Raw genomic sequence first — 23,227 nt, forward strand, 5'->3', positions numbered from 1 at the left:
CCGACGCGATCTGCTGTGAACGCGCCAGGCGACAGGAGGACAGCAGGCGGGATCAGAGGGCCAGATCCACCCACACCGCCGCATGATCAGACGCCGCATTCACCTCTTTTTTCAGTTCGGGATAGGTTTCCCATTTTACCGGGCGAACACCGGGCCACATCCCTTTGCGCCACACGCCGCCTTTTTCGACCTTTTTCCACAGGGCGGGCGACAGCAAAATATAGTCAATTTTATTACTGGCGCTGCAACCGCCCCAGGTACCGGGATAGCCACCGTTATCAAACTTTTCATGGGTAAAGATATCTTTCAGGTCGGTGTCCTTCAGCAACGGCGATAAGGCCTCGCTGTCTGGCGTGTCGTTAAAATCGCCCGTGATCGCGATCAGGGTTTGCCCGTCTTTAATGCGTTGCTGATATATCGCTTTGACCCGCTCCGCCTGCCGTTTACGGCGGGCGTCAGAGCTGGCTTTTGCACCGTACCCTTTGCTTTTAAAATGGTTAACCAGCACAAGCAGGGTTTGACCGTCGGGCAAAGGAATCGTGAATTCGGGACAGTCGCGCGAGAAAATCAGCTCGCCCTGTTTATCTTTGTCATCGACATGGCTTCGGATTGTGTCGATAGCAAAGTCTGCCGCGCTCATTAGCCCGACATCAATGCCCCGCTCATCGTTGCCATCAATCACCATCACATGATTAAACGGCGTGCCGCCGCGTGCGGGCAGCATCGTGTTATTAAATTCCAGCAACGCGGGGCGGCTTTCTGCTTCCACGACCGTCAGGATATCCGCCCTGAGATCTGTCATGACCTGCGCCGTTAATCCCATAGCAATCTCGTCTATCGGCGCACGTCGCAGTTCCAGCGATCCGACCCAGTCAGCACGGCCATTGGCGATAATGCGAATGCCGCTGTTGTCTGTGGGTCGGATCAACAGTTTACCCCGGTTGCGCCGCAGGAGAACAAAAGGCCCGGTGTCTGACTTTTGCAGTCCCAGCGCCACCATCAGTTCAACCATCTGTTTTTTCATCGCGTCGGTATACTCAGCCTGCCCCAGCAGGGCATTCAGCTCGGCGAATTTTTCGAGTACCGGTTTTCCTGCACGCCATTCGTTCTGATTCATCGCTCTGGCGCGATCAAACAGGTTTTCAACGTTATACGAAGCCAGCCTCACAGGTTTTCTCCTTCAGCCAGTTAAACTTTGCCTGAAAGCGGTGATTCATGCGCCTCAGGCGAGCAACAGGATGCGTCAGATTCGTGTATACAGTGTCGGTGTGTTGTGTTAAGCGCAGATGTATACAGCATAGACGTCGCAGAAAAAGGTGAGGAAGCCTGACGGCAAAGGCATAAAAAAACCCGCCACGTGGGCGGGTTTTCATCAGAAGTCAGAAGTCAGTAAACTTACTGGCCTTTTACTTCTTTCAGACCGTTGAAGGGCGCTTTTGAACCCAGCGCTTCTTCGATACGGATCAGCTGGTTGTACTTCGCAACACGGTCAGAACGGCTCATTGAACCGGTTTTGATCTGGCCTGCAGCAGTACCGACCGCCAGGTCAGCGATGGTCGCGTCTTCGGTTTCACCTGAACGGTGAGAGATCACAGCGGTGTAGCCTGCGTCTTTCGCCATTTTAATCGCAGCCAGGGTTTCGGTCAGTGAACCGATCTGGTTGAATTTGATCAGGATGGAGTTCGCGATGCCTTTCTCGATACCTTCTTTCAGGATCTTCGTGTTGGTAACGAACAGGTCGTCACCTACCAGCTGGATTTTGTCGCCCAGCACTTTGGTCTGGTAGGCGAAGCCATCCCAGTCAGATTCGTCCAGGCCATCTTCGATAGAAACGATCGGATACTGCTTCGTCAGATCTTCCAGGAAGTGGGTGAACTCTTCAGAGGTGAAGGCCTTACCGCCTTCACCGGCCAGCACGTATTTGCCATCTTTGTAGAATTCAGATGCCGCACAGTCCATTGCCAGGGTGATATCTTTACCCAGCTCATAGCCTGCTGCTTTTACCGCTTCCGCGATAACCGCCAGCGCTTCGGCGTTAGAACCCAGGTTTGGCGCATAGCCACCTTCGTCACCTACCGCTGTGCTCATACCTTTGCTTTTCAGCACTTTCGCCAGGTTGTGGAACACTTCTGAACCCATGCGGATCGCTTCTTTCACGCTTGATGCGCCGACAGGCTGAATCATGAATTCCTGAATGTCGACATTGTTATCCGCGTGCTCACCACCGTTGATGATGTTCATCATAGGCAGTGGCATAGAATATTTGCCTGGGGTGCCGTTCAGTTCAGCGATGTGCTCATACAGCGCCTGACCTTTAGAGGCTGCCGCCGCTTTTGCCGCAGCCAGTGAAACAGCCAGAATGGCGTTAGCACCGAAGTTAGATTTGTTCTCAGTACCGTCCAGGTCGATCATGATTTTATCGATGTTCGCCTGATCTTTCGCGTCTTTGCCTTTTACCGCTTCAGCAATCGGACCGTTAACCGCAGCAACCGCTTTAGTTACGCCTTTGCCCAGGAAGCGAGATTTGTCACCGTCACGCAGTTCCAGTGCTTCACGAGAACCGGTAGAGGCACCTGATGGTGCTGCAGCCAGGCCTACGAAGCCGCCTTCCAGGTGCACTTCAGCTTCAACAGTTGGGTTGCCACGTGAGTCGATAATTTCGCGACCGATGACTTTTACGATTTTGGCCATTACGATTTTCCTCAGTACAAGTTAGTCAATCCTAAGACAAACAACGCGCGAAAAGTTCGCGCGTTGTTCGTTAAACTTATTTCGCTAAACGCTTCTGATGCTCATGTGCTGCCTTCACAAACCCGGCAAACAACGGATGACCATCGCGTGGCGTCGATGTGAACTCAGGGTGGAACTGGCAAGCAATAAACCATGGATGGTTCGGGATCTCAATGATCTCAACCAACTGATCGTCGCCAGAACGTCCTGCCACGCGTAAACCCGCTGCTTCAATTTGCTTCAGCAGCATATTATTCACTTCGTAGCGGTGACGATGGCGCTCAACAATCGTGTCAGAACCGTACAGCTGGCGAACCTTGCTTTCCGGGGTCAACTGGCACTGCTGGCTGCCAAGACGCATGGTACCGCCCAGATCGCTCTGCTCAGAACGGACTTCAACGTTACCTTCTTCGTCACGCCATTCGGTGATCAAGGCGACCACCGGGTACTTACAGTCTGGCACAAATTCTGTGGAGTTTGCGCCTTCCATACCGGCAACATTGCGCGCGAACTCCATCAGGGCAACCTGCATGCCAAGACAAATGCCGAGATAAGGCACGTTGTTTTCGCGGGCATATTTCGCCGTCATCAGCTTGCCTTCGACACCGCGGTAACCAAACCCACCCGGAATCAGAATGGCATCTAAATCCTTCAGCAACTCGACACCGCGGGTTTCTACGTCCTGGGAGTCGATCAGCTTGATGTTGACGGTAACGCGATTCTTCAGCCCGCCGTGCTTCAGGGCTTCAATAACAGATTTATACGCATCCGGCAGTTCGACATATTTGCCCACCATACCAATGGTGACTTCGCCGCCCGGGTTCGCTTCTTCATAAATCACCTGCTCCCACTCGGCCAGATTGGCTTCCGGAGCATTCAGATTGAAACGCTTACAGATATAGTCATCCAGACCCTGCGATTTCAGCATGCCTGGAATTTTGTAGATGGAATCGACGTCTTTCAGCGAAATAACGGCTTTTTCTGGCACGTTACAGAACAGGGCAATTTTGCCACGCTCGTTGGCCGGCACCGCCCGATCGGAACGGCAGATCAGGACATCTGGCTGAATACCGATAGAGAGCAGTTCTTTTACAGAGTGCTGCGTCGGCTTGGTTTTGACCTCGCCCGCTGCCGCCATGTAAGGCACCAGCGTCAGGTGCATGTACATCGTATGTTCGCGGCCCACGTCGACGGCCATCTGACGAATCGCTTCCAGGAACGGCAGGGATTCGATATCACCGACCGTACCGCCGATTTCGACCAGCACGACGTCGTGACCTTCGCCACCTTCGATAATGCGCTCTTTAATCGCATTAGTAATATGCGGAATGACCTGAATCGTGGCACCCAGATAGTCGCCACGGCGCTCTTTGCGCAGGACTTCCGAGTAGATACGGCCAGTGGTGAAGTTGTTGCGGCGCGACATTTTCGTGCGGATGAAGCGCTCATAGTGACCCAAATCCAGATCGGTTTCGGCCCCATCATCAGTGACGAATACTTCACCGTGCTGTGTCGGGCTCATGGTACCCGGATCGACGTTAATGTACGGATCCAGTTTCATGATGGTCACGTTCAGACCACGCGCTTCGAGAATGGCTGCGAGGGAGGCTGCGGCAATGCCTTTACCCAGAGAGGAAACGACCCCGCCGGTCACAAAAATATAATTCGTTGTCATGCTGAACCTGAGAGTTTAGGTTTAAAGACGGTGGAATAACCAGGACGGGAAAACAGTATACTGGAAACCGCCATCAGCCACAATTGATGAATCACATCCCTCTCCTCACGCATTGCTGCGCGTACCTTAGCGGATAGCGGTTAACAAAATGTTGACGTACATCACAAAGTTGACGCGAAGCTGAATCGAGTAAGCCCGAACGCGCACTTTATGCGCAGCGCTGGAATAATCAGCGTTTTTCGTCGGCTTTTACCTGCTGCCAGGCCGCTTCCATTTGTTCCAGCGTGGCGCCAGGCATAGACAGTCCCTGTGCAGTAATGATTGCTTCCACCGCACGGAAACGGCGCTCAAACTTATCGTTGGCCTTCTGTAGCGCGATTTCGGCTTTGCTGCCCAAGTGACGCGAGAGGTTAACCGTCGCAAACAGTAAATCGCCGATCTCTTCTTCCAGCTTTTGCGGGTCGACGACGCTTTGCTGCGCCTCGTGCATCACCTCATCGATCTCTTCATGCACCTTGTCGACCACCGGGCCCAGCGTGGTCCAGTCAAAGCCCACATTGTGGCAACGCTTTTGAATTTTATGGGCGCGCATCAGCGCAGGCAGCGCTTTTGGAATATCGTCCAGTGCCGAATGCTGGGCTTTCTCTGCCCGTTCCGCGCTTTTTATCGCCTCCCAGTTTTTCAACACCTCAGCACTGTTCCCGGCGGTGCCTTCCGCAAAAATATGCGGATGGCGACGTTCCAGCTTGTCACTGATGGCATGGCAGATATCATCAAAATTAAAGCGCCCCTGCTCCTGTGCCATCTGGGCATAAAACACCACCTGAAACAGCAGATCGCCCAACTCCCCCCGCAGATCGTCGAAGTCTTCGCGCTGGATCGCATCCAGCACTTCGTAGGTTTCTTCCAGGGTATAAGGCGCGATGGTGGCAAAGGTCTGCTCGCGATCCCACGGGCAGCCCTGTTGCGGATCGCGCAGGGTTTTCATAATGCCCAGCAGGCGATCAATTGACGTCATAGGGTAATCCTTCCGGTGTTTCGTTGGCATAAACGCGGTGATAAAAGCAGCCAGGCGCACGTCGGTCAAAACGTGCGCCTGATGACAGGTTAGTGCAGGCGGCGGGCATCGATGATGTCAGGTACCTGATTGAGGCGAGACAGCACGCGCCCCAGGACCTGGTGATTGTAAATCTCGATGTCCATATCAATGGTGGCGAGCTGTTTTTTGGTATCGCTGCGGCTCGATACGCCAAGCACGTTGACCTTTTCGTTGGCGAGAATCGTGGTGATATCGCGCAACAGCCCGCTGCGATCGTTAGCCGTGACGCGCACCACCAGCGAATAGCCGCTGGAGTAGCTTTCGCCCCATACGGCATCGACGATGCGCTCTGGCGCGTTGGAGATCAGCTCCGACAGCTGATCGCAGTCGGCACGGTGAATGGAAATACCGCGTCCGTGGGTGATAAAGCCGACGATATCGTCGCCCGGGATAGGCTGACAGCAGCGTGCGATATGATGCATGAGGTTGCCCACCCCTTCCACCACGACGCGACCACTTTCCTTGCGGGCAGACGGCGCGTGCGATTTTTGCGTCAGCTGACGCAGGGCTTCACGGTCCTGTTCTTCCGCCGTCGGCTTATTAAGTTTGGCCTGCAGGAAATTCACCATCTGGTGCAGACGAATATCCCCGCCGCCAATGGCGGCCAGTAACTCGTCCAGCGAGGTGACGTTATAGCGCGGCAGCAGCAGCTTCTCGGCTTCACGCAGGCTGATATCCATCTGGTTCAGCTCGTTGTCCAGAATCTGGCGACCGGCAAGAATATTTTTATCGCGATCCTGCTTACGGAACCAGTTGTGAATTTTGGCGCGGCCACGGCTGGTAGTGATGAATCCTAAATTCGGGTTCAGCCAGTCGCGGCTCGGATTCGGCTGTTTTTGTGTGATGACTTCAACCTGGTCGCCCATCTGCAACTGATAGGTAAAGGGCACGATGCGCCCACCGATTTTGGCACCGATGCAGCGATGGCCAATATCGCTGTGGATATGGTAGGCAAAGTCCAGCGGCGTAGAACCGGCGGGCAAATCGACCACATCGCCTTTCGGGGTAAAGACGTAGACGCGGTCATCAAACACCTGACTGCGGACCTCTTCCAGCAGCTCGCCGGAATCGGCCATCTCTTCCTGCCAGGAGATCAACTTACGTAACCAGGCAATGCGTTCTTCATGGCCTGCCGCCCCACGGGCATGGCTGGACGACGGGCCTTCTTTGTATTTCCAGTGTGCCGCGACGCCGAGTTCCGCGTCCTCATGCATCTGACGCGTACGAATCTGGATCTCAACGGTTTTACCCTGCGGTCCCAGCACTACCGTATGAATGGACTGATAGCCGTTAGGCTTTGGGTTAGCGACGTAATCGTCGAATTCACTGGGCAAATGGCGGTACAGCGTATGTACCGTACCCAGCGCGCCATAGCAGTCCTGTAAACGCTCAGCCACAATACGCACCGCGCGCACGTCGAACAGCTCATCAAAGGCGAGCGATTTTTTCTGCATCTTGCGCCAGATACTGTAGATATGTTTGGGACGGCCGTATACTTCGGCACGAACGCCCTCTTTCGCCATCTCTTTACGCAGGTTAACGACAAAGTTATCGATATATTGCTCACGATCGATACGACGTTCGTGCAACAGTTTCGCAATGCGCTTGTATTCTTCGGGATGCAGATAGCGGAAACAGTAATCTTCCAGCTCCCATTTCAGCTGGCCGATGCCCAGCCGGTTGGCCAGCGGCGCGTAAATATTGGTGCTTTCTTTGGCGGCCAGAACGCGTTCGTCTTCCGGTGCATCCTTCACCTCGCGCAGGTTCATAATGCGCTCTGCCAGCTTGAGCACCACGCAGCGGAAATCTTCCACCATCGCCAGCAGCATGCGGCGCACGTTATCCACCTGCTCTGAGGCCATTGAATCGTTATGAATGGCTTTCAGCTGGCGAATCGCATCCATATCGCGCACGCCATGTACCAGCGAAACGATGCCTTTGCCGACGGTTTTTTCCAGCTCTTCTTCGCTGACCACTTCGTCATTGGCGAGCGGGAAAATCAGTGCCGCGCACAGGCTTTCAATGTCCATGCTGAGCATTGAGAGGATTTCCACCATCTCAATACCGCGCCACAGCAGCAGCGACTGGTCGGGATGGCCTTGCGTCTGCGCCTCACAATAGCGCCAGGTTTCAGCAAGACGTTCACATGATTGCGGGTTAGCCACGCCAAGACTGGCGATCCACTGGTCGAGGGCAAATTCCCCTTCCGTATTTAAATGTGCACTTCTGACCGCAACCATATCCTCTCCTGCACAGCGCCCCTGCCGGACACTTATGTTTTTTTTCTGAACAGCACCATGGATTCGAGATGACGGGTATGCGGAAACATATCCAGCATCGCGACCCTTTCCAATTGGTAGCCCGCCGACAACAGTGTTTCGCTGTCACGCGCGAGTGTTACAGGATTACACGACACATAGACCACACGCTGTGGTGATAGTTTGACGACATGGGACATGACACCCGCCGCCCCGGCCCGCGCCGGATCGAGTAACACCTTATTAAAGCCTTGCGTCGCCCAGGGCTGACGCGAAACATCGTCTTCCAGATTGTGCTGAAAAAATCTGACGTTTTTAAGATCATTGACCTCAGCATTATACTCTGCCTGCTGGACTAATGCTGCAACGCCCTCCACACCTACGGCATTTTGTACCGTTTTTCCTACAGGGAGCGTAAAGTTTCCCATGCCGCAAAACAGGTCCAGCACACGATCCTCAGGCTGTAAATCCAGCCACGCGATTGCCCTGGCGACCATCTGCTGATTCACCGTATCGTTAACCTGAATAAAATCCTGTGGACTGAAGGTTAGCGTAAGCTGGTGTGAATGATAAAACGGGCGTTGTTCACTGATTGCGCGCAGTGCCTCGCCGCCATCATCCAAAAACAGCATGAGCTGATGCTGATGCGAAAACCGTTCCAGTTTTGCCATATCGTCAGCAGTTAATGCATCCAGATGACGCAATAACATCACCGGCCCGTTATCAGCCAGCACCAGTTCGACATGGCCTAAACGGTTGACAGCATTAAGCGTAGTGAGACAATTGCGCAGCGGAATAATCAGCGCCTCAAGTTGGGGCGCCAAAACGGGGCACTGCTGGATATCGACCAGATCGTTGGTGGCTTCCTGGCGAAAGCCCATCTGGAGCTGCTGTGTTTTGCTGTGCCACTGCAGGCCAAGGCGTGCACGGCGGCGATAGCCCCAGGCAGGACCGGCGATGATCTCATCCACCGTGATCGGCTGCTTTGCTGCCTGAGTAAGCATTCGTGCCAGCGCACGCGCTTTACTCTGCTGCTGTAGCGGCTCATCAACATGTTGCTGTTGGCAGCCGCCACAGCGGCTAAAATGCGGACAGCGAGGTTCAACCCGTGACGGGCTGTGGTTCAACAGACGCTCTGTTTTGGCGCGAGCATACTGGCGCTTCTCCTCCAGCAGGGTGACTTCCGCCTGTTCGCCGGGCAGCGCACCCGCGACAAACAGGGTTTTTCCTTTGTGCCGGGCCACGCCCTGACCGAAAGGATCCAGGTCTTCGATAGTGACGGTCAGCCTTTTTCGGGTCGTCACGCGCTGTTTTGCGGAATAAAATTGCGCCATAGTGTAGTTCTTTCTCTTTAAATTCGATGTGCATCCATTTAAGCGACGTGCACAGGGACGTTCAGGCCGAAACAGCAGGCGACGATTATGACTAAATACAGCCTGCGGGCGCGAATGATGATTTTAATCCTGGCGCCTACGCTAATGGTAGGCTTGCTGCTCAGCTCATTTTTTGTGGTGCATCGCTACAATGAATTACAGCGCCAGGTGATTGAGGCGGGGGCAAATATCATTGAACCGCTGGCGGTCTCCACAGAATACAGCATGACCTGGCACAATCGTGATGCGCTGCGTGAACTGGTGAGTTTACTCCATCGCCGCCATTCCGGCATTGTACGGGCCATTTCTGTTTTTGATGATAATAACCAGCTCTACGTCACCTCCAACACCAACCAAAACCTCAGCCTGAAGACAAAGCAGGCGATTCAGGCGCTGCCCGAGGATGTTTCCCTGGAGGGCAGCGGCAACCTGTTGATCCTGCGCAAACCCATCACCTCCGAGCGTTACGCCGTGGATGAATTGCCCGGACAGGATGCCAAGCCCGCCGGGAATCCGCTGGGCTACGTGGCGATAGAGCTGGATTTGCAGTCCGTGCGTTTACAGCAATACCGGGAAGTCTTTATTGCCACCCTGATGCTGCTGTTCTGCCTGTGTATTGCCATGTTGTTTGCCTATCGCCTGATGCGGGACGTTACCGGCCCCATTCGCAATATGGTCAGCACCGTTGACCGGATTCGCCGTGGGCAACTGGACAGCCGGGTGGAAGGCCACATGTTGGGCGAGCTGAGCATCCTGAAGAATGGGATCAATGCCATGGCGATGTCGCTTACCGCCTACCACGAAGAGATGCAGCACAACATCGATCAGGCGACCTGGGACCTGCGGGAAACGCTGGAGCAGCTCGAAATTCAAAACGTTGAGCTGGATCTGGCCAAAAAACGTGCCCAGGAAGCTGCCCGCATCAAATCCGAATTCCTGGCGAACATGTCCCATGAACTGCGCACGCCGCTGAATGGCGTGCTGGGCTTTACCCGTCAGATGCTGAAAACGCCGCTGCGCACCACCCAGCGTGACTATATGCTGACGATTGAACGTTCGGCCAATAACCTGCTGTCGATTATCAATGACGTACTGGATTTCTCGAAGCTGGAAGCCGGAAAGCTGATGCTGGAATCCATTCCTTTCCCGCTTCGCGCCACGCTGGATGAAACGCTGGTTTTGCTGGCCCCATCGGCCCACGAAAAGAAGCTGGAGTTGACGGTGGTATGCGATAACAACGTCCCCGACAACGTGATCGGTGACGCGCTTCGCCTGCAGCAAATCCTGATTAACCTGATGGGCAATGCGATTAAGTTCACCGAAAAAGGCACCATCAATTTACGGGTTGAGCAACATACCCTTACGGCAACCCAGGTTGAGCTGGAGATTCAGGTGCGTGATACGGGGATAGGCATTTCCGAAGAACAGCAGGCGCAGCTGTTTCAGGCTTTTCGCCAGGCGGATGCCAGCATTTCCCGTCGCCACGGCGGATCGGGGCTGGGACTGGTGATCACCCAGAAACTGGTGCGGGAAATGAACGGGGAGATCACCTTCGTCAGCCGCCAGAATCACGGTTCCACCTTTTGGGTGCGCGTGAAACTTGATCTCAATCCGAATGCACCGAGTATGCCGCGCGTCCTTGACGCACTATCGAACACCCGCATGGCCTATGTGGAAGCGAATCCCGATGTTGCCAGCGCAGTCGTCGAGATTTTAGGCGCGACGCCGTTACAGGTAGAGCACAGCTTAACGCTGGAAGGCCTGAGTCAGCCGCGTTATCCCCTGTTGCTGATGGCGATGCCTGTCGATGCCAGCCAGTCGCAGGTGCTGGAAAGCCGGTTTATCAATTCGCTGCTGGAACGCGCCGATCAGGTCATCATGGCGCTGCCAAGCCCAATGATGTTGCTGGCCGATGAGCTAAAAGTACGCGGTATTGACGGCTGTATTGCCAAACCTGTCTCACAAACGCGTTTACTGCCCATGCTGCTGGAGCTGCATGCCCGCCACAGTAACGATGCCTCTTCCTCGCCGCGTCTGCCGTTAACCGTCATGGCGGTGGATGATAATCCTGCGAATCTCAAGCTGATCGGCGCACTGCTGGAAGAACAGGTTGAGCACAGCATCCTGTGCAATAACGCCGAGCAGGCCATCCACGTCGCCCACCGGCAAGCACTGGACGTGATTTTAATGGATATCCAGATGCCCGACATCGATGGCATTCGCGCCAGTGAAATTATCCGCACGCTGCCAAACCATGCCAACACGCCGATCGTCGCTGTAACCGCGCACGCGATCGATGGTGAACGTGAGCACCTGATCCGGGCCGGCATGAACGACTATCTTGCTAAGCCTATTGATGAAAATAAGCTCAGTCAGGTGTTGACGCGTTATATGCCCAGCCCGGCCAGCGCTGTGCCTGAGGTTCCCCAGATCCTGCCCACGCTGGACTGGAAACTGGCGTTACGTCAGGCGGCCAACAAACCTGATTTAGCGCGGGATTTATTGCGAATGCTGCTGGAATTTTTGCCGGAAGTGCACGCTAAGATCGTACAGTATATGGCTGAAAACGATGCGGTTGCCTTGCGGGAAATTATCCATAAACTTCACGGCAGCGCCAGTTACAGCGGCGTACCGCGGATGAAGCAACTCTGTCGTAAACTGGAAAAAGAACTGCATCAGGCCAGTGATATTGAGGCGCTGGAGCCGGAGTTGCTGGAGCTGCAGGATGAGATGGAAAATGTGGCCAGACAGGCGCGCCGCGTGCTCGCTATGCCGTGAAAGGCCGGTCAGTCAGCAGGCCCCTGAACGCCAGGGGCCCCCAAATTAGCGTTTAAAAACCCCCGATTTTCAGGGTGGCCGCCACATTGCGTGCAGTAAGCCGCACATTGTTGCGTGCGCCATCCAGCGCTTCATCCAGCGAACAGATACGGTATAGCACGCTGAATACCGCATCAATGCCATGTTGATGAACGACGCCGACATCGTCCGTCAGGCTACCGGCAATGCCAATCACCGGAAGACCAAACCGCTTTGCAACTTTCGCGACGCCAATCGGCACTTTGCCATTGATACTCTGACTGTCTATGCGCCCTTCGCCCGTAATCACCAGCTGGGCGTCCTGCAACTGCGCCGCCAGCCCGAGCGCTTCTGTAACGATTTCAATACCGGGGCGCAGGGCCGCCTGGCAAAATGCATACAGCGCGGCCCCCATTCCCCCTGCGGCACCGCCACCGCTGACCTGCAGGACATCCATGCCCAGATCGCGCTGAATCATCGCAGCATAGTGCGTCAGCGCCTTATCGAGCAGTGCCACCCGTTCAGGTGTTGCGCCCTTTTGCGGGCCAAAGACCGCCGACGCACCGTCATCGCCTGTCAGCGTATTGGTCACATCACAGGCCACTTCGAAACGGCACGCCCGGATACGGCTGTCCAGGCGGGAAATATCAATGCGGGCCAGATGCGGCAGCGCGCCGCCGCCAGGGCCAATCTCTTCACCTTGCTTATCCAGCAAACGCGCCCCCAGCGCCTGCATCATTCCTGCGCCGCCGTCATTGGTGGCGCTGCCACCAATGCCAATAATGATGTGCTTTACCCCTTTATCCAGCGCGTTTTTGATCAGTTCACCTGTGCCAAACGAAGTGGTAATCAATGGGTCGCGCCGCGCCGCCGGGACCAGCTCCAGGCCACTGGCGGCGGCCATCTCGATATAGGCGGTCTCGTCGTTGCCCGACACCCCATAGAACGCCTCCACAGGTTCCCCCAGTGGACCGGTCACCTGTAACCTGATCTTTTTTCCCTGGGTTGCAGCGACCATCGCTTCAACCGTGCCTTCACCGCCATCAGCGACCGGTATTTTCACATAATGCGCATCGGGGAAAATCTCGCGAAATCCCGCTTCGATTGCCGACGCCACATCCAGGGCAGAGAGACTTTCTTTATATGAATCCGGTGCGATGACGATTTTCATAAGCAATCCAGGCGGTATGGTTTGACGGTAAGGGAAGGACATTCGCCCGGCATCCGCAGATACCGGGCAACCCTTAGCGCGAAATTTCGACGTTTGCTAACTGTTCATAATAGCAGGCCAGCGCGCTGTGGTCGGCGGTTCCCTGTCCGTCGTTACGCAGTGCCTGCATCATCTCCATCACCGCCGCTGTCAGTGGCAGAGGAGCACCAATGTCATGTGAGGTATCCAGTGCGTTAGCCAGATCTTTAATATGTAAATCGATACGAAAGCCGGGTTTAAAATTGCGGTCCATCACCATCGGCGCTTTCGCATCCAGCACGGTGCTTCCTGCCAGACCGCCACGTATAGCCTGATAGACCAGCTCCGGATTGACACCGGCTTTGGTCGCCAGTGACAGCGCTTCTGACATCGCGGCAATATTCAGCGCCACAATCACCTGATTGGCCAGCTTGGTCACGTTACCGGCACCGATATCGCCGGTATGCACGACCGAGCCCGCCATGGCTTTCATGATGTCGTAACACTGGTCAAACACCGCTTTATCGCCGCCCACCATCACCGACAACGTGCCTTCGATGGCTTTGGGTTCGCCGCCGCTGACCGGCGCATCCAGCATACGGATCTGTTTTGCCGCCAGCGCATCATGGATTTCCCGGCTTGCCAGTGGGGCGATTGAGCTCATATCGATGACAATCAGACCGGGTTTTGCCCCATTTATAATGCCATTTTCACCCAGACAAACCTCTTTGACCTGCGGCGAGTTCGGCACCATGGTGATGACCACATCGCACTGCCCGGCAATCTCTTTCGCGTTGCTGGCCGTTGTCGCACCCAGCGCGACCAGCTCGGCCTCGTTTTCGGCATGATGATCCCGCACGACCAGTGAATAACCCGCCTTCAGCAGGTTTTTACTCATAGGTTTGCCCATAATCCCAAGGCCAATAAAGCCAATTTTCATTGCGTCTCTCCTGGATGATTACGTTTTAAATTTGTCACACAACGCCTGCGTGGCACTGCGGAAAACACCGAGATCGCTACCCACAGCAACAAAGGTCGCGCCCCACTCGAGGTAGCGGCGGGCGTCGGCCTCGACCGGCGCCAGAATCCCGCTGGGTTTGTTGGCAGCTTTTGCCCGTTCAAAGATGTGTTTGATAACGGGCAATACCGCCGGGTGCGCAGGCTGGCCGAGATAACCCAGCGCGGCGGACAGATCGCCCGGTCCGACAAAGATCCCGTCCACGCCCTCAACGGCCGCGATAGCATCGATGTTGTCCACGGCCTGCTGCGTTTCTATCTGGACTAACACCGTAATGTTGTCGTTGATAGTGCTGTTGTACGCTGGCATGGTGCCGTACATATTGCTGCGATGTGAAACGGATACGCCGCGAATCCCCGCGGGCGGATAACGCGTCGAGGCGACCGCACGTCTGGCCTCGTCTTCGTTCTCGACGAAGGGCACCAGAATGTTGTTAAAACCAATATCCAGCAGGCGTTTAATAATCACCGGCTCGTTACAGGGTGGACGCACAACCGGCGCACTATTGCTGCCTTTCAGCGCCATCAGTTGAGGCACAAAGGTGGTGATATCGTTAGGCGCGTGCTCGCCGTCCAGCACCAGCCAGTCAAATCCGGCCAGCCCCAGGACTTCGGTCGAAAGGGGATTCGCCAGGGCACACCAACTGCCAATCAGGGTTTCACCTGCCAGCAGGCGATGGCGAAATTCATTGCGCCAGGCTGTATTACTCATGGTTTTACTCCTGTGAAACGGGTTTCCTGCAGGAAGCCCAAAAACGTTAACGCACCAGGCACGGACGCTTGTGATCGAACGTCCACTGCGGAATCAGAAACTGCATGGCCTGTGCATCATCACGGGCACCCAGGCCATGCTTTTGATAAAGCGCATTAGCCTGCATCACCCGCTCCCTGTCCAGCTCAATACCCAGGCCCGGCTTCTGCGGCACTGCCACCCTGCCACCTTCAATCTGGAAAGGCGCTTTTGTGAGCCGTTGATTGCCCTCCTGCCAGATCCAGTGCGTATCAATGGCGGTGATGGTGCCCGGTGCGGCGGCCGCAACGTGCGTGAACATCGCCAGGGAAATATCGAAATGGTTGTTGGAATGGGAACCCCACGTCAGGCCAAATTCATGGCACATTTGCGCCACGCGCACGGATCCCTGCATCGTCCAGAAGTGCGGATCGGCCAGCGGGATATCGACTGACTGTAAAGACAAGGTGTGTCCCATCTGACGCCAGTCTGTAGCGATCATATTGGTGGCGGTAGGCAGGCCGGTGGCGCGCCGAAATTCGGCCATAACTTCGCGTCCGGAGTAGCCCTGCTCTGCGCCACAGGGATCCTCTGCATAGGCCAGCACACCTTTAAGCTGTTTACCTAGCGCGATGGCCTCCTCAAGCGACCAGGCCCCGTTGGGATCGATCGTGATACGCGCCTGGGGGAAACGCTTCGCCAGCGCAGCGATCGCTTCCGCCTCATCATGGCCGTTCAGCACACCGCCTTTCAGTTTAAAGTCGTTAAAGCCGTATTTTTCATAGGCTGCTTCGGCCAGCCTGACCACGGCCTCAGGCGTGAGCGCTTCCTCATGACGCAGGCGATACCAGTCACAGGTCTCGCTGTCCTGATTCTGATAAGGCAAGGTGGTTTTTCGGCGGTCGCCGACGTAAAACAGGTAACCCAGCATCTCGACGCTGTCGCGCTGCTGCCCGTCCCCTAACAGTGAGGCGACATTCACGCCCAGATGCTGTCCCAGCAGATCCAGCAGCGCGGCTTCGATGCCGGTGACGACGTGAATGGTGGTGCGCAGGTCAAACGTCTGATTACCGCGCCCACCGGCATCCCGATCGGCATAAGACGTGCGCACCAGATTCAGGATATTTTTATATTCACCCACCGTTTTACCCACCACCTGCGCGGCAGCCTCTTCCAGCGTCTGGCGTATCTTTTCGCCGCCGGGGATTTCTCCCAGGCCCGTATTGCCGGCATTATCTTCAAGGATGACGATATTACGGGTAAAGAAAGGTGAATGGGCGCCGCTCAGGTTCAGTAACATACTGTCATAGCCGGCGACCGGAATGACCTGCATGGCGGTGATCTTCGGTGTCGTGTTCATCTGTTATCCCTTAAGCAGAGGCCCGGCCAAAAGCCGGGCGTTTACGGTCAAATGTCCAGCCGGGAACCAGGTACTGCATGGCCGTCGCGTCATTACGTCCGCCCGCTGGCAGTGATTTGTAGCGTTCGTTTGCCCGTCGCAGTTGCGCCCAGTCCAGTTCAATGCCCAGGCCCGGTGCAGTGGGCACTGCAATTTTTCCCTGCTGAATCGGCAGTGGGTTTTTCGTCAGGCGCTGGTCGCCTTCCTGCCAGATCCAGTGCGTGTCTATCGCGGTGGGGTTACCGGGTGCCGCAGCGCCGACATGGGTAAACATGGCCAGGGAAATATCAAAGTGGTTATTGGAGTGACAGCCCCAGGTAAGTCCCCATTCATCGCACAGCTGAGCGACCCGCACGGCACCGCTCAGCGTCCAGAAATGGGGATCGGCCAGCGGGATATCGATCGCGTTGAGCATCAGTGCATGCTGCATCTCGCGCCAGTTGGTGGCGATCATGTTGGTGGCGACCGGCAGGCCCGTCGCGCGCCGAAACTCCGCCATCACCTCACGCCCGGAATAGCCCTGCTCCGCACCACAGGGATCTTCTGCATAGGTCAGCACATCCTGCATGCCTTTACACAGCCGGATCGCCTCGTCCAGCCGCCATGCGCCGTTAGGATCAACGGTGATACGCGCAGCGGGAAAGCGTTTTTTCAACGCCTGCGCGGTCGCGATTTCCTGTTCGCCCGGCAGCACGCCGCCCTTGAGTTTAAAATCGTGAAATCCGTATTTATCCTGAGCCGCTTCCGCCAGCCTGACGATGGCCTCACTGCTCAGGGCTTCCTGATGACGCAGCCGATACCAGTCATGCTGCGCGTTCTCACCAGTGAGGTAAGGCAGATCGGTTTTGCGCCGGTCGCCGATATAGAACAGGTAACCCAACACCGTGACCGCATCGCGTTGTTTACCCGGTCCCAGCAGCTCGGCGACCGGCACGCCCAGACATTGCCCCAGCAGATCCAGCAGCGCGGCCTCCAGCGCCGCAACCGCATTTACGCGCAGTTCGAACGTCCAGGCGCCCTTGCCAAAGGTCTCGAAATCCGCAGACTGATTGCCCCGATGCACCTGCTGTACCAGCCGGTTCAGGCAGGCGACCTGCTGACCTGTCACCTGCGGTACGGCATCCAGCAAGGTCTGATAAATGGTCTCGCCTCCCGGTGCCTCACCCAGCCCGGTATGACCCGCACTGTCCGTCAGTATCACAATGTTGCGGGTAAAACTGGCATTGTGTGCCCCCCCAATGTTGAGCAGCATACTGTCGTAACCGGCCACCGGCACAACCTGCATAGCGGTGATAACGGGCGTGGATTGCGTATTCATACAGGCTCCTTAGCGGGTTTTCAGCTCAATGCGCTTGATGTTATCCACCAGCACCAGATAACTGAGTACCGCGACAAAGGCGTGGATACCCACGTATACCAGCGCACCGTTATACGATCCGGTCGAGGCAATGATGTAGCCAATCGCGACAGGCGTGATAATACCGGACGCATTACCAAACATATTGAACAGGCCGCCGCTCAGACCGCTGATCTCCTTCGGCGCGGTATCGGCCATCACCGCCCAGCCCAACGCACCAATGCCTTTGCCAAAAAAGGCCGTCGCCATAAACAGCACCACAACCCAGTCGGTTTCAACGTAGTTACATATCACCATAGAGGTCGAGAGCAGCATCCCGAGCACAATGGGCGTTTTGCGGGCAATGTTCAGGGAACCGGTTTTGCGCATCAGCCAGTCGGAGATCACGCCACCCAGCACGCCGCCAATAAAGCCGCACAGTGCCGGTACGGAGGCAACAAAACCGGCTTTAAGAATCGACATTCCGCGCGCCTGAACCAGATAAACCGGAAACCAGGTGATAAAGAAATAGGTCAGTGCGTTGATGCAGTACTGGCCAATATAGATACCGATCATCATGCGTGACTGCAGCAGCTGTTTGATCTGGAACCGCTTGTCACGAAAGCTGACGTTTTGCTTTTCGCTTTTCTGATCCATGTTGATTAGCGCACCGCCCTGCTCCATGTATTCCCGTTCCGCCTGATTAACGCTAGGATGATCGCTGGGATCGTGAATCACTTTGAGCCAGATAAGGCTCAGGATGATGCCCAGTCCCCCCATGAACCAGAAGACATGAGCCCAACCGACTGCGGAGGTCAGCCAGCCCATGATGGGTGCGAAAATCACGGTCGCAAAATACTGGGCAGAATTGAAAATGGCCACGGCGGTACCGCGCTCCTGAGCCGGAAACCAGGCGGCCACAATCCGGCTGTTACCCGGAAATGAAGGTGCTTCTGCCAGCCCCACCATAAAGCGCAACATAAACAGCGCCATCACGATGGTGTAACCACTGAACAGGTCCACGAAACCTTGCAGCAAGGTAAATAACGACCAGAGGAAGATGCTCCAGAAATAGACGCGTTTGGACCCAAAGCGATCCAACAGCCAGCCGCCGGGGATTTGTCCAATAACATAGGCCCACGAAAACGCCGAGAAGATGTAACCCATGCCCACGGGATCGAGGCCAATATCCTTTGCCATCGCGGAGCCAGCGATGGATAACGTCGCCCGGTCGCCGTAGTTGAATGAGGTCACAATAAACAACATGACCACAATCCAGTAGCGTGCATTTGTCCGTTTCTGGACCGCCTCTGACGTCTGGTGAAAACTACTCATGATGCACTCCTGAAAAATAGCGAAAGTGACATTCGCTCTGACTGCATACACATCGCGTTGGGTATCAGAGAGATGTAGGTTAAACACGGCGATTTTTTTATTGGCAAATTGCTCACGCGGCGTGACATATAACCTGACCGGGGAAACGGAAATCAGTATAAGAAGTGGGTTTCACGGTGACATTGGAATATCTCCCTGGAATAAGGAGAAGGAATCGTGCTTTTTTGGGCTATTGCATAAAACACTGCGGCGCATTTCACGTATTTTGGTATTCCTCACCCAAAGCCAGCTCCTACGCCCGACGATCGCCGGCTTTGTGAGAATCTTCACTTGATTTGGTAAAAAGACATGAAAACGGCCGTCTCTGAAGGCTGAATGTAGGTCAATTGCACAATGTGCAGGTGAGAACCCCTCTTTATACTGACGGTGGCAAATACTGAACCTGTGACATCTGACTTCTTATAATGAATGCGCCACAGAAATAAGGCGCGACGCACTGGAAGGTGAGCGATGATCCCCCTGTCAAACGAACAACCGCTCTATATCAAAGTTCATGAAAACGATAACGTGGCCATTGTGGTTAACAGCCAGGGACTGCCTGCCGGTACCACGTTTCGTGATGGCTTAACTCTGACCGAGCATATCCCCCAGGGACACAAGGTGGCGCTGCAGGCTATTCCTGATGGGCAGCCCATACTGCGCTATGGCGAGGTGATTGGGCTGGCCATGCGTGATATCGCCCAGGGGAGCTGGATCGACGAATCGCTAATTGCTCTGCCGGACGCCCCGGACTTAGCGCATTTACCTTTAGCGAATAATGTGCCGCCGGCGTTACCGCCGCTGGACGGTTATACGTTTGAGGGCTATCGCAACGCCGACGGCAGCGTGGGCACCCGTAATCTGCTGGGAATCACCACCAGCGTGCACTGCGTCGCGGGCGTGGTGGATTATGTGGTGCAAATCATTGAGCGTGATTTACTGCCCCGCTATCCCAACGTTGATGGCGTGGTGGCGCTGAATCATCTTTATGGCTGTGGCGTGGCGATCAATGCCCCCGCGGCGGTGATCCCGATCCGAACCGTTCATAATCTGGCCCTGAATGCCAATTTCGGCGGCGAAATCATGGTGGTCAGTCTGGGATGCGAAAAGTTACAACCCGAACGCCTGCTGACCGGCACGCCTGACGTACAGCCCATCTCGCTGGACGATGCGGATATTGTGCGTTTGCAGGACGAGAGCCGGGTGGGCTTCGGTGCCATGGTGGATGACATTTTGCAGGTCGCAGAGCGCCACCTGAGCCGCCTTAATCAACGCCAGCGCGAAACCTGCCCGGCCTCTGAACTGGTGGTTGGCATGCAGTGTGGCGGCAGCGACGCGTTTTCGGGCGTGACCGCGAATCCCGCCGTCGGCTTCGCCGCTGATCTGCTGGTACGCTGCGGAGCCACCGTAATGTTTTCTGAAGTCACGGAGGTACGGGATGCCATTCATTTGCTGACGCCACGCGTGGTTGACCAGACCGTGGGCCAGCGACTGATTGAGGAAATGGCCTGGTATGATCGCTATCTCGATCAAGGCAAAACGGACCGCAGCGCCAATCCCTCGCCCGGCAACAAGAAAGGCGGACTGGCCAACGTGGTGGAAAAAGCATTAGGCTCGATTGCCAAATCAGGCCGAAGCCCGATTGTGGAAGTGCTGTCGCCGGGACAGCGGCCAACACGACGAGGGCTGATTTTTGCCGCCACGCCCGCCAGCGATTTTGTCTGCGGCACGCAGCAGCTGGCCTCAGGCATCACCTTACAGGTTTTTACAACAGGCAGGGGAACGCCTTACGGCCTGGCGGCCATTCCGGTGATTAAGATGGCGACCCGTACCGCATTGGCTGAACGCTGGCATGATTTAATGGATATTAACGCCGGTACGATTGCCACGGGCGAAGAAACCATCGAGCAGGTTGGCTGGCGGTTGTTTACATTAATTCTGGACATTGCCAGCGGCCGGAAACAAACCTGGTCAGACCGCTGGGGCATCCGCAATCAGCTGGCGGTCTTTAATCCCGCACCGATCACCTGATGCCGTTTTTATGCAGACAGGCCGTGCTGACACCCGCGTGGCGCGCATGTCAGCCACGCGGGTGCCGTCTTCCCCCACCCTGTACAGTCAGAGCTGTTTGCCCCACTGCTCAACCCAGGGAGACGTTACCGACTCTGGCTCCGGATTTTCGGTGGCGTCGATGAGCAACACGTCACCGATCCGCTTCGCCTGGTGCGCCTGCAGCAATGCATCAAAACGCTTGCCTGCGCCGCAGAAATTTTCATAACTGCTGTCGCCTAACGCTATCACGCCATAACGCAGCGTGGGCTGATGGCCCAGCTTATCCTGCATAGCATGAAACAGGCCGGAAATCGTATCCGGAAAATCGCCCTGACCGGTGGTCGAGGTGATGATCAGAGCGACATCACTGGCATAGTGTTGCCAGTCGGCCAGTGTCGGATCTTCGAAAATCGTTACCTCATGGCCCTGCTGCTGCAACAACGGCTCAGCTTCTTCTGCAACCAGTAAGGCGTTCCCATAGACGGTGCCTACAAAAATCCCAATCTTTGCCATTTCTTTTCCCCTTTATTCCGGAACGCTATCCTGACCTGAGCCTGCGAGAAACTCAACCCGTGGCACATCAGGAATACAGGCCTGCCAGCCAAACTGCTCCATCACCCGTTGCCAGACAGGATCGAGCCCGGCACGAATAAGCAGCGGTTCGCCCGTCACAGGATGGTTAAGGGATAAGCTGCTGGCATGCAGCATCAAACGGCTGGCCCCAAAGTGCGCAGCCGCACCACGATTCTGGCGTAAATCCCCGTGGGCCGAATCGCCGATGATGGGATGACGCAAATGGGACATGTGCCGACGGAGTTGATGTTTCCGCCCGGTTTGCGGTTTAAGCTCAACCAGGCTGTAACGTGCCGTGGGATAGCGACTGATGGCGACCGGCATTTCTACCGTTGCCAGTGCGGCGTAATCGGTCACCGCCGGCTGCGGCGCACGGGGTTCGCTGACAAATTTGTCCGCGATCTTGTCCAGCTCTTCCACCAACGGATAATCCAGCCTGTCACTGCCTTCAAGCCAGCCGCGCACAATGGCATGGTAGGTCTTTTCCATGTGGTGATGCTCAAACTGCTGGGACAGCAGGCGGCCTGCCTCACTGGACAGCCCCATCAGCAGCACGCCTGATGTGGGACGATCCAGCCGATGCGCCGTGAAAACATGCTGGCCTATCTGGTCGCGTACCGTCTGCATCACAAACCGGGTTTCATGGCGATCAAGCCAACTGCGGTGCACCAGCCAGCCTGCGGGCTTATTCACCGCGACCAGCCACGCATCCTGATAAATGATTTCCAGCATCAGACCGGGTCATCCTGCAGCAATGCATCCAGCTGCTGTAAGGTCAGCAACAACAGTGTGCGCCCCGGCTGAACCGGCGTTAACGCCATTTCAAAATAGGGGGCAACCGCAAAATTTTTTGGCAATGCCTGGCCCGCACGAATCAGCATCTGCACCCGTGGAATCAGGACCCACTGCAACCATTCCAGCGGCTGCATCGTGTCGAGGAAAAAAGGTTGCTGGCTTGCGAAAGCCTGTTCGTCTGGCGCGTCCACCTGCCACAGATCGTGCTCACGCATGACGGCTTCGAGCTGTTCAAGCCGTTGCATAATAAACTGTTCTGACGTCATGCCTCACCTCTGACGAATAAAAAGGGGCGGCAAGGATAACCCGCAGGCACAAAAAAAGGGAGCACTGTATTAAACAGTGCTCCCGGTTCGTTTGCAGCTCTCCTGCTACGTTAATGCTCCCTGCTCATCCTTGACAACTTTTCCCGTGCGTAGTCCTTCCGCGAATCATCCTGATCACTCCTTAGCCTCCTGGCCCACCGCCTCGTCCGAGGGGCTCTCATTCTCCATCCTGGAGGTGTCCCTTAACTCATTCCTGAGTGTCCTGCTTCGTCCTGAAGCCTTCCTTGTGACGTAACAGCATTACGTTCCTGCCTCCTGGCTACCGTCTTCCTGACGGTTCCTGCTGTCCATGACGTCCTGTCAGCGAGACCTATTCTCTTAAGAAAAGCCTCAGGGCACAAGGTGTTAAAACACGTTATAACGCGATCCTGTTCAAGAGATTGAACAGCGGTGCTAATAAGTTAATGATTTACAATATTTTTACATCTCGGCCGCTACTTCACCGTTTCGCTAATATGGCGATCTCTCACACGGCATGTAAGAGATCTCTCACACGCGAAGCGGC

At 55.5% G+C, this 23,227-nt stretch carries 17 protein-coding genes; 2 read left to right on the top strand and 15 right to left on the bottom strand.

The genetic code is table 11. From position 1 onward, the window contains the following. Window positions 1-52: 52 nt before the first annotated feature. The 6 genes from G5574_RS09145 to rlmD form a co-directional block, all read right to left on the bottom strand. Entirely contained in the window at window positions 53-1,168 is a 1,116-nt protein-coding gene (locus G5574_RS09145) for an endonuclease/exonuclease/phosphatase family protein (protein WP_164482526.1), read from the bottom strand. 227 nt (window positions 1,169-1,395) lie between these two features. Beyond that, window positions 1,396-2,691: a phosphopyruvate hydratase gene (gene eno, locus G5574_RS09150; RefSeq protein ID WP_006120761.1), complete on the bottom strand. Its 1,296-nt coding sequence runs from the start codon at window positions 2,689-2,691 to the stop codon at window positions 1,396-1,398. A gap of 76 nt (window positions 2,692-2,767) precedes the next feature. Beyond that, window positions 2,768-4,405 carry a glutamine hydrolyzing CTP synthase gene (gene pyrG, locus G5574_RS09155; RefSeq protein ID WP_006120762.1) on the bottom strand — a complete coding sequence of 546 codons (1,638 nt, stop codon included), beginning with the start codon at window positions 4,403-4,405 and terminating at the stop codon, window positions 2,768-2,770. Between the two features lie 229 nt (window positions 4,406-4,634). Further along, complete coding sequence (mazG, locus tag G5574_RS09160) at window positions 4,635-5,423, bottom strand: nucleoside triphosphate pyrophosphohydrolase (protein WP_033739678.1); 789 nt, start codon at window positions 5,421-5,423, stop codon at window positions 4,635-4,637. Between the two features lie 89 nt (window positions 5,424-5,512). After that, window positions 5,513-7,744 carry a GTP diphosphokinase gene (gene relA, locus G5574_RS09165; RefSeq protein ID WP_006120764.1) on the bottom strand — a complete coding sequence of 744 codons (2,232 nt, stop codon included), beginning with the start codon at window positions 7,742-7,744 and terminating at the stop codon, window positions 5,513-5,515. A gap of 32 nt (window positions 7,745-7,776) precedes the next feature. Continuing rightward, the gene (rlmD, locus tag G5574_RS09170) at window positions 7,777-9,096 is read right to left on the bottom strand and encodes a 23S rRNA (uracil(1939)-C(5))-methyltransferase RlmD (RefSeq protein ID WP_164482527.1); all 1,320 of its coding nucleotides are present in this window, start codon (window positions 9,094-9,096) and stop codon (window positions 7,777-7,779) included. An 87-nt stretch (window positions 9,097-9,183) separates the two neighbouring features. Here rlmD and barA point away from each other — a divergent pair, with 87 nt between their 5' ends. Further along, window positions 9,184-11,913 carry a two-component sensor histidine kinase BarA gene (gene barA / locus G5574_RS09175; protein ID WP_039338376.1) on the top strand — a complete coding sequence of 910 codons (2,730 nt, stop codon included), beginning with the start codon at window positions 9,184-9,186 and terminating at the stop codon, window positions 11,911-11,913. A 52-nt stretch (window positions 11,914-11,965) separates the two neighbouring features. On the opposite strand, the gene G5574_RS09180 is transcribed toward barA, so the two are convergent. The 6 genes from G5574_RS09180 to G5574_RS09205 all read right to left on the bottom strand — a co-directional run bounded on the left by G5574_RS09180 (window position 11,966) and on the right by G5574_RS09205 (window position 18,937). Continuing rightward, window positions 11,966-13,102 (bottom strand): glycerate kinase, encoded by a 1,137-nt coding sequence (locus tag G5574_RS09180; RefSeq protein WP_006120767.1) that lies wholly within the window; start codon window positions 13,100-13,102, stop codon window positions 11,966-11,968. Window positions 13,103-13,175: 73 nt separating this feature from the next. Continuing rightward, on the bottom strand, window positions 13,176-14,060 hold the full coding sequence (gene garR, locus G5574_RS09185) for a 2-hydroxy-3-oxopropionate reductase (protein WP_162286004.1): 885 nt from the start codon (window positions 14,058-14,060) through the stop codon (window positions 13,176-13,178). Window positions 14,061-14,078: 18 nt separating this feature from the next. Next, window positions 14,079-14,849 carry a 2-dehydro-3-deoxyglucarate aldolase gene (garL, locus tag G5574_RS09190; protein WP_033739566.1) on the bottom strand — a complete coding sequence of 257 codons (771 nt, stop codon included), beginning with the start codon at window positions 14,847-14,849 and terminating at the stop codon, window positions 14,079-14,081. 46 nt (window positions 14,850-14,895) lie between these two features. Continuing rightward, on the bottom strand, window positions 14,896-16,227 hold the full coding sequence (gene gudD / locus G5574_RS09195; protein WP_033739568.1) for a glucarate dehydratase: 1,332 nt from the start codon (window positions 16,225-16,227) through the stop codon (window positions 14,896-14,898). Between the two features lie 10 nt (window positions 16,228-16,237). Beyond that, window positions 16,238-17,584 (bottom strand): enolase C-terminal domain-like protein, encoded by a 1,347-nt coding sequence (locus G5574_RS09200; RefSeq protein WP_054687115.1) that lies wholly within the window; start codon window positions 17,582-17,584, stop codon window positions 16,238-16,240. Window positions 17,585-17,593: 9 nt separating this feature from the next. Further along, a complete protein-coding gene (locus G5574_RS09205) occupies window positions 17,594-18,937 on the bottom strand; it encodes an MFS transporter (RefSeq protein ID WP_164482528.1) in 1,344 nt (447 codons plus the stop codon). A gap of 510 nt (window positions 18,938-19,447) precedes the next feature. On the opposite strand from G5574_RS09205, the gene garD reads away from it, so the two are divergent. Continuing rightward, window positions 19,448-21,007 (top strand): galactarate dehydratase, encoded by a 1,560-nt coding sequence (gene garD / locus G5574_RS09210; RefSeq protein WP_058708952.1) that lies wholly within the window; start codon window positions 19,448-19,450, stop codon window positions 21,005-21,007. A gap of 87 nt (window positions 21,008-21,094) precedes the next feature. Here the strand turns inward: garD and G5574_RS09215 are convergent, their stop codons facing one another. Genes G5574_RS09215 through G5574_RS09225 form a run of 3 tightly spaced genes read right to left on the bottom strand, consistent with a single transcriptional unit; the run spans window position 21,095 to window position 22,662 of the window. Beyond that, window positions 21,095-21,541 (bottom strand): flavodoxin, encoded by a 447-nt coding sequence (locus G5574_RS09215; protein WP_033739574.1) that lies wholly within the window; start codon window positions 21,539-21,541, stop codon window positions 21,095-21,097. A 12-nt stretch (window positions 21,542-21,553) separates the two neighbouring features. Then, window positions 21,554-22,333, bottom strand: a complete 780-nt coding sequence (gene truC / locus G5574_RS09220; RefSeq protein ID WP_054633223.1) for a tRNA pseudouridine(65) synthase TruC — start codon at window positions 22,331-22,333, stop codon at window positions 21,554-21,556. Then, window positions 22,333-22,662, bottom strand: coding sequence for a YqcC family protein (locus G5574_RS09225; RefSeq protein WP_006120775.1), 330 nt, complete (start codon window positions 22,660-22,662; stop codon window positions 22,333-22,335). The genes truC and G5574_RS09225 overlap by 1 nt, the downstream gene beginning before the upstream one ends. Between the last annotated feature and the right edge of the window lie 565 nt (window positions 22,663-23,227).

Source organism: Pantoea stewartii (genome assembly GCF_011044475.1).
Classification (GTDB): Bacteria; Pseudomonadota; Gammaproteobacteria; order Enterobacterales; family Enterobacteriaceae; genus Pantoea; species Pantoea stewartii.

Bases quoted from the DNA above. Each gene is read 5' to 3' on its own strand.
- eno (WP_006120761.1), bottom strand. From the start codon at position 2,691: ATGGCCAAAATCGTAAAAGTCATCGGTCGCGAAATTATCGACTCACGT.
- pyrG (WP_006120762.1), bottom strand. From the start codon at position 4,405: ATGACAACGAATTATATTTTTGTGACCGGCGGGGTCGTTTCCTCTCTG.
- mazG (WP_033739678.1), bottom strand. From the start codon at position 5,423: ATGACGTCAATTGATCGCCTGCTGGGCATTATGAAAACCCTGCGCGAT.
- relA (WP_006120764.1), bottom strand. From the start codon at position 7,744: ATGGTTGCGGTCAGAAGTGCACATTTAAATACGGAAGGGGAATTTGCC.
- rlmD (WP_164482527.1), bottom strand. From the start codon at position 9,096: ATGGCGCAATTTTATTCCGCAAAACAGCGCGTGACGACCCGAAAAAGG.
- barA (WP_039338376.1), top strand. From the start codon at position 9,184: ATGACTAAATACAGCCTGCGGGCGCGAATGATGATTTTAATCCTGGCG.
- G5574_RS09180 (WP_006120767.1), bottom strand. From the start codon at position 13,102: ATGAAAATCGTCATCGCACCGGATTCATATAAAGAAAGTCTCTCTGCC.
- garR (WP_162286004.1), bottom strand. From the start codon at position 14,060: ATGAAAATTGGCTTTATTGGCCTTGGGATTATGGGCAAACCTATGAGT.
- garL (WP_033739566.1), bottom strand. From the start codon at position 14,849: ATGAGTAATACAGCCTGGCGCAATGAATTTCGCCATCGCCTGCTGGCA.
- gudD (WP_033739568.1), bottom strand. From the start codon at position 16,227: ATGAACACGACACCGAAGATCACCGCCATGCAGGTCATTCCGGTCGCC.
- G5574_RS09200 (WP_054687115.1), bottom strand. From the start codon at position 17,584: ATGAATACGCAATCCACGCCCGTTATCACCGCTATGCAGGTTGTGCCG.
- G5574_RS09205 (WP_164482528.1), bottom strand. From the start codon at position 18,937: ATGAGTAGTTTTCACCAGACGTCAGAGGCGGTCCAGAAACGGACAAAT.
- garD (WP_058708952.1), top strand. From the start codon at position 19,448: ATGATCCCCCTGTCAAACGAACAACCGCTCTATATCAAAGTTCATGAA.
- G5574_RS09215 (WP_033739574.1), bottom strand. From the start codon at position 21,541: ATGGCAAAGATTGGGATTTTTGTAGGCACCGTCTATGGGAACGCCTTA.
- truC (WP_054633223.1), bottom strand. From the start codon at position 22,333: ATGCTGGAAATCATTTATCAGGATGCGTGGCTGGTCGCGGTGAATAAG.
- G5574_RS09225 (WP_006120775.1), bottom strand. From the start codon at position 22,662: ATGACGTCAGAACAGTTTATTATGCAACGGCTTGAACAGCTCGAAGCC.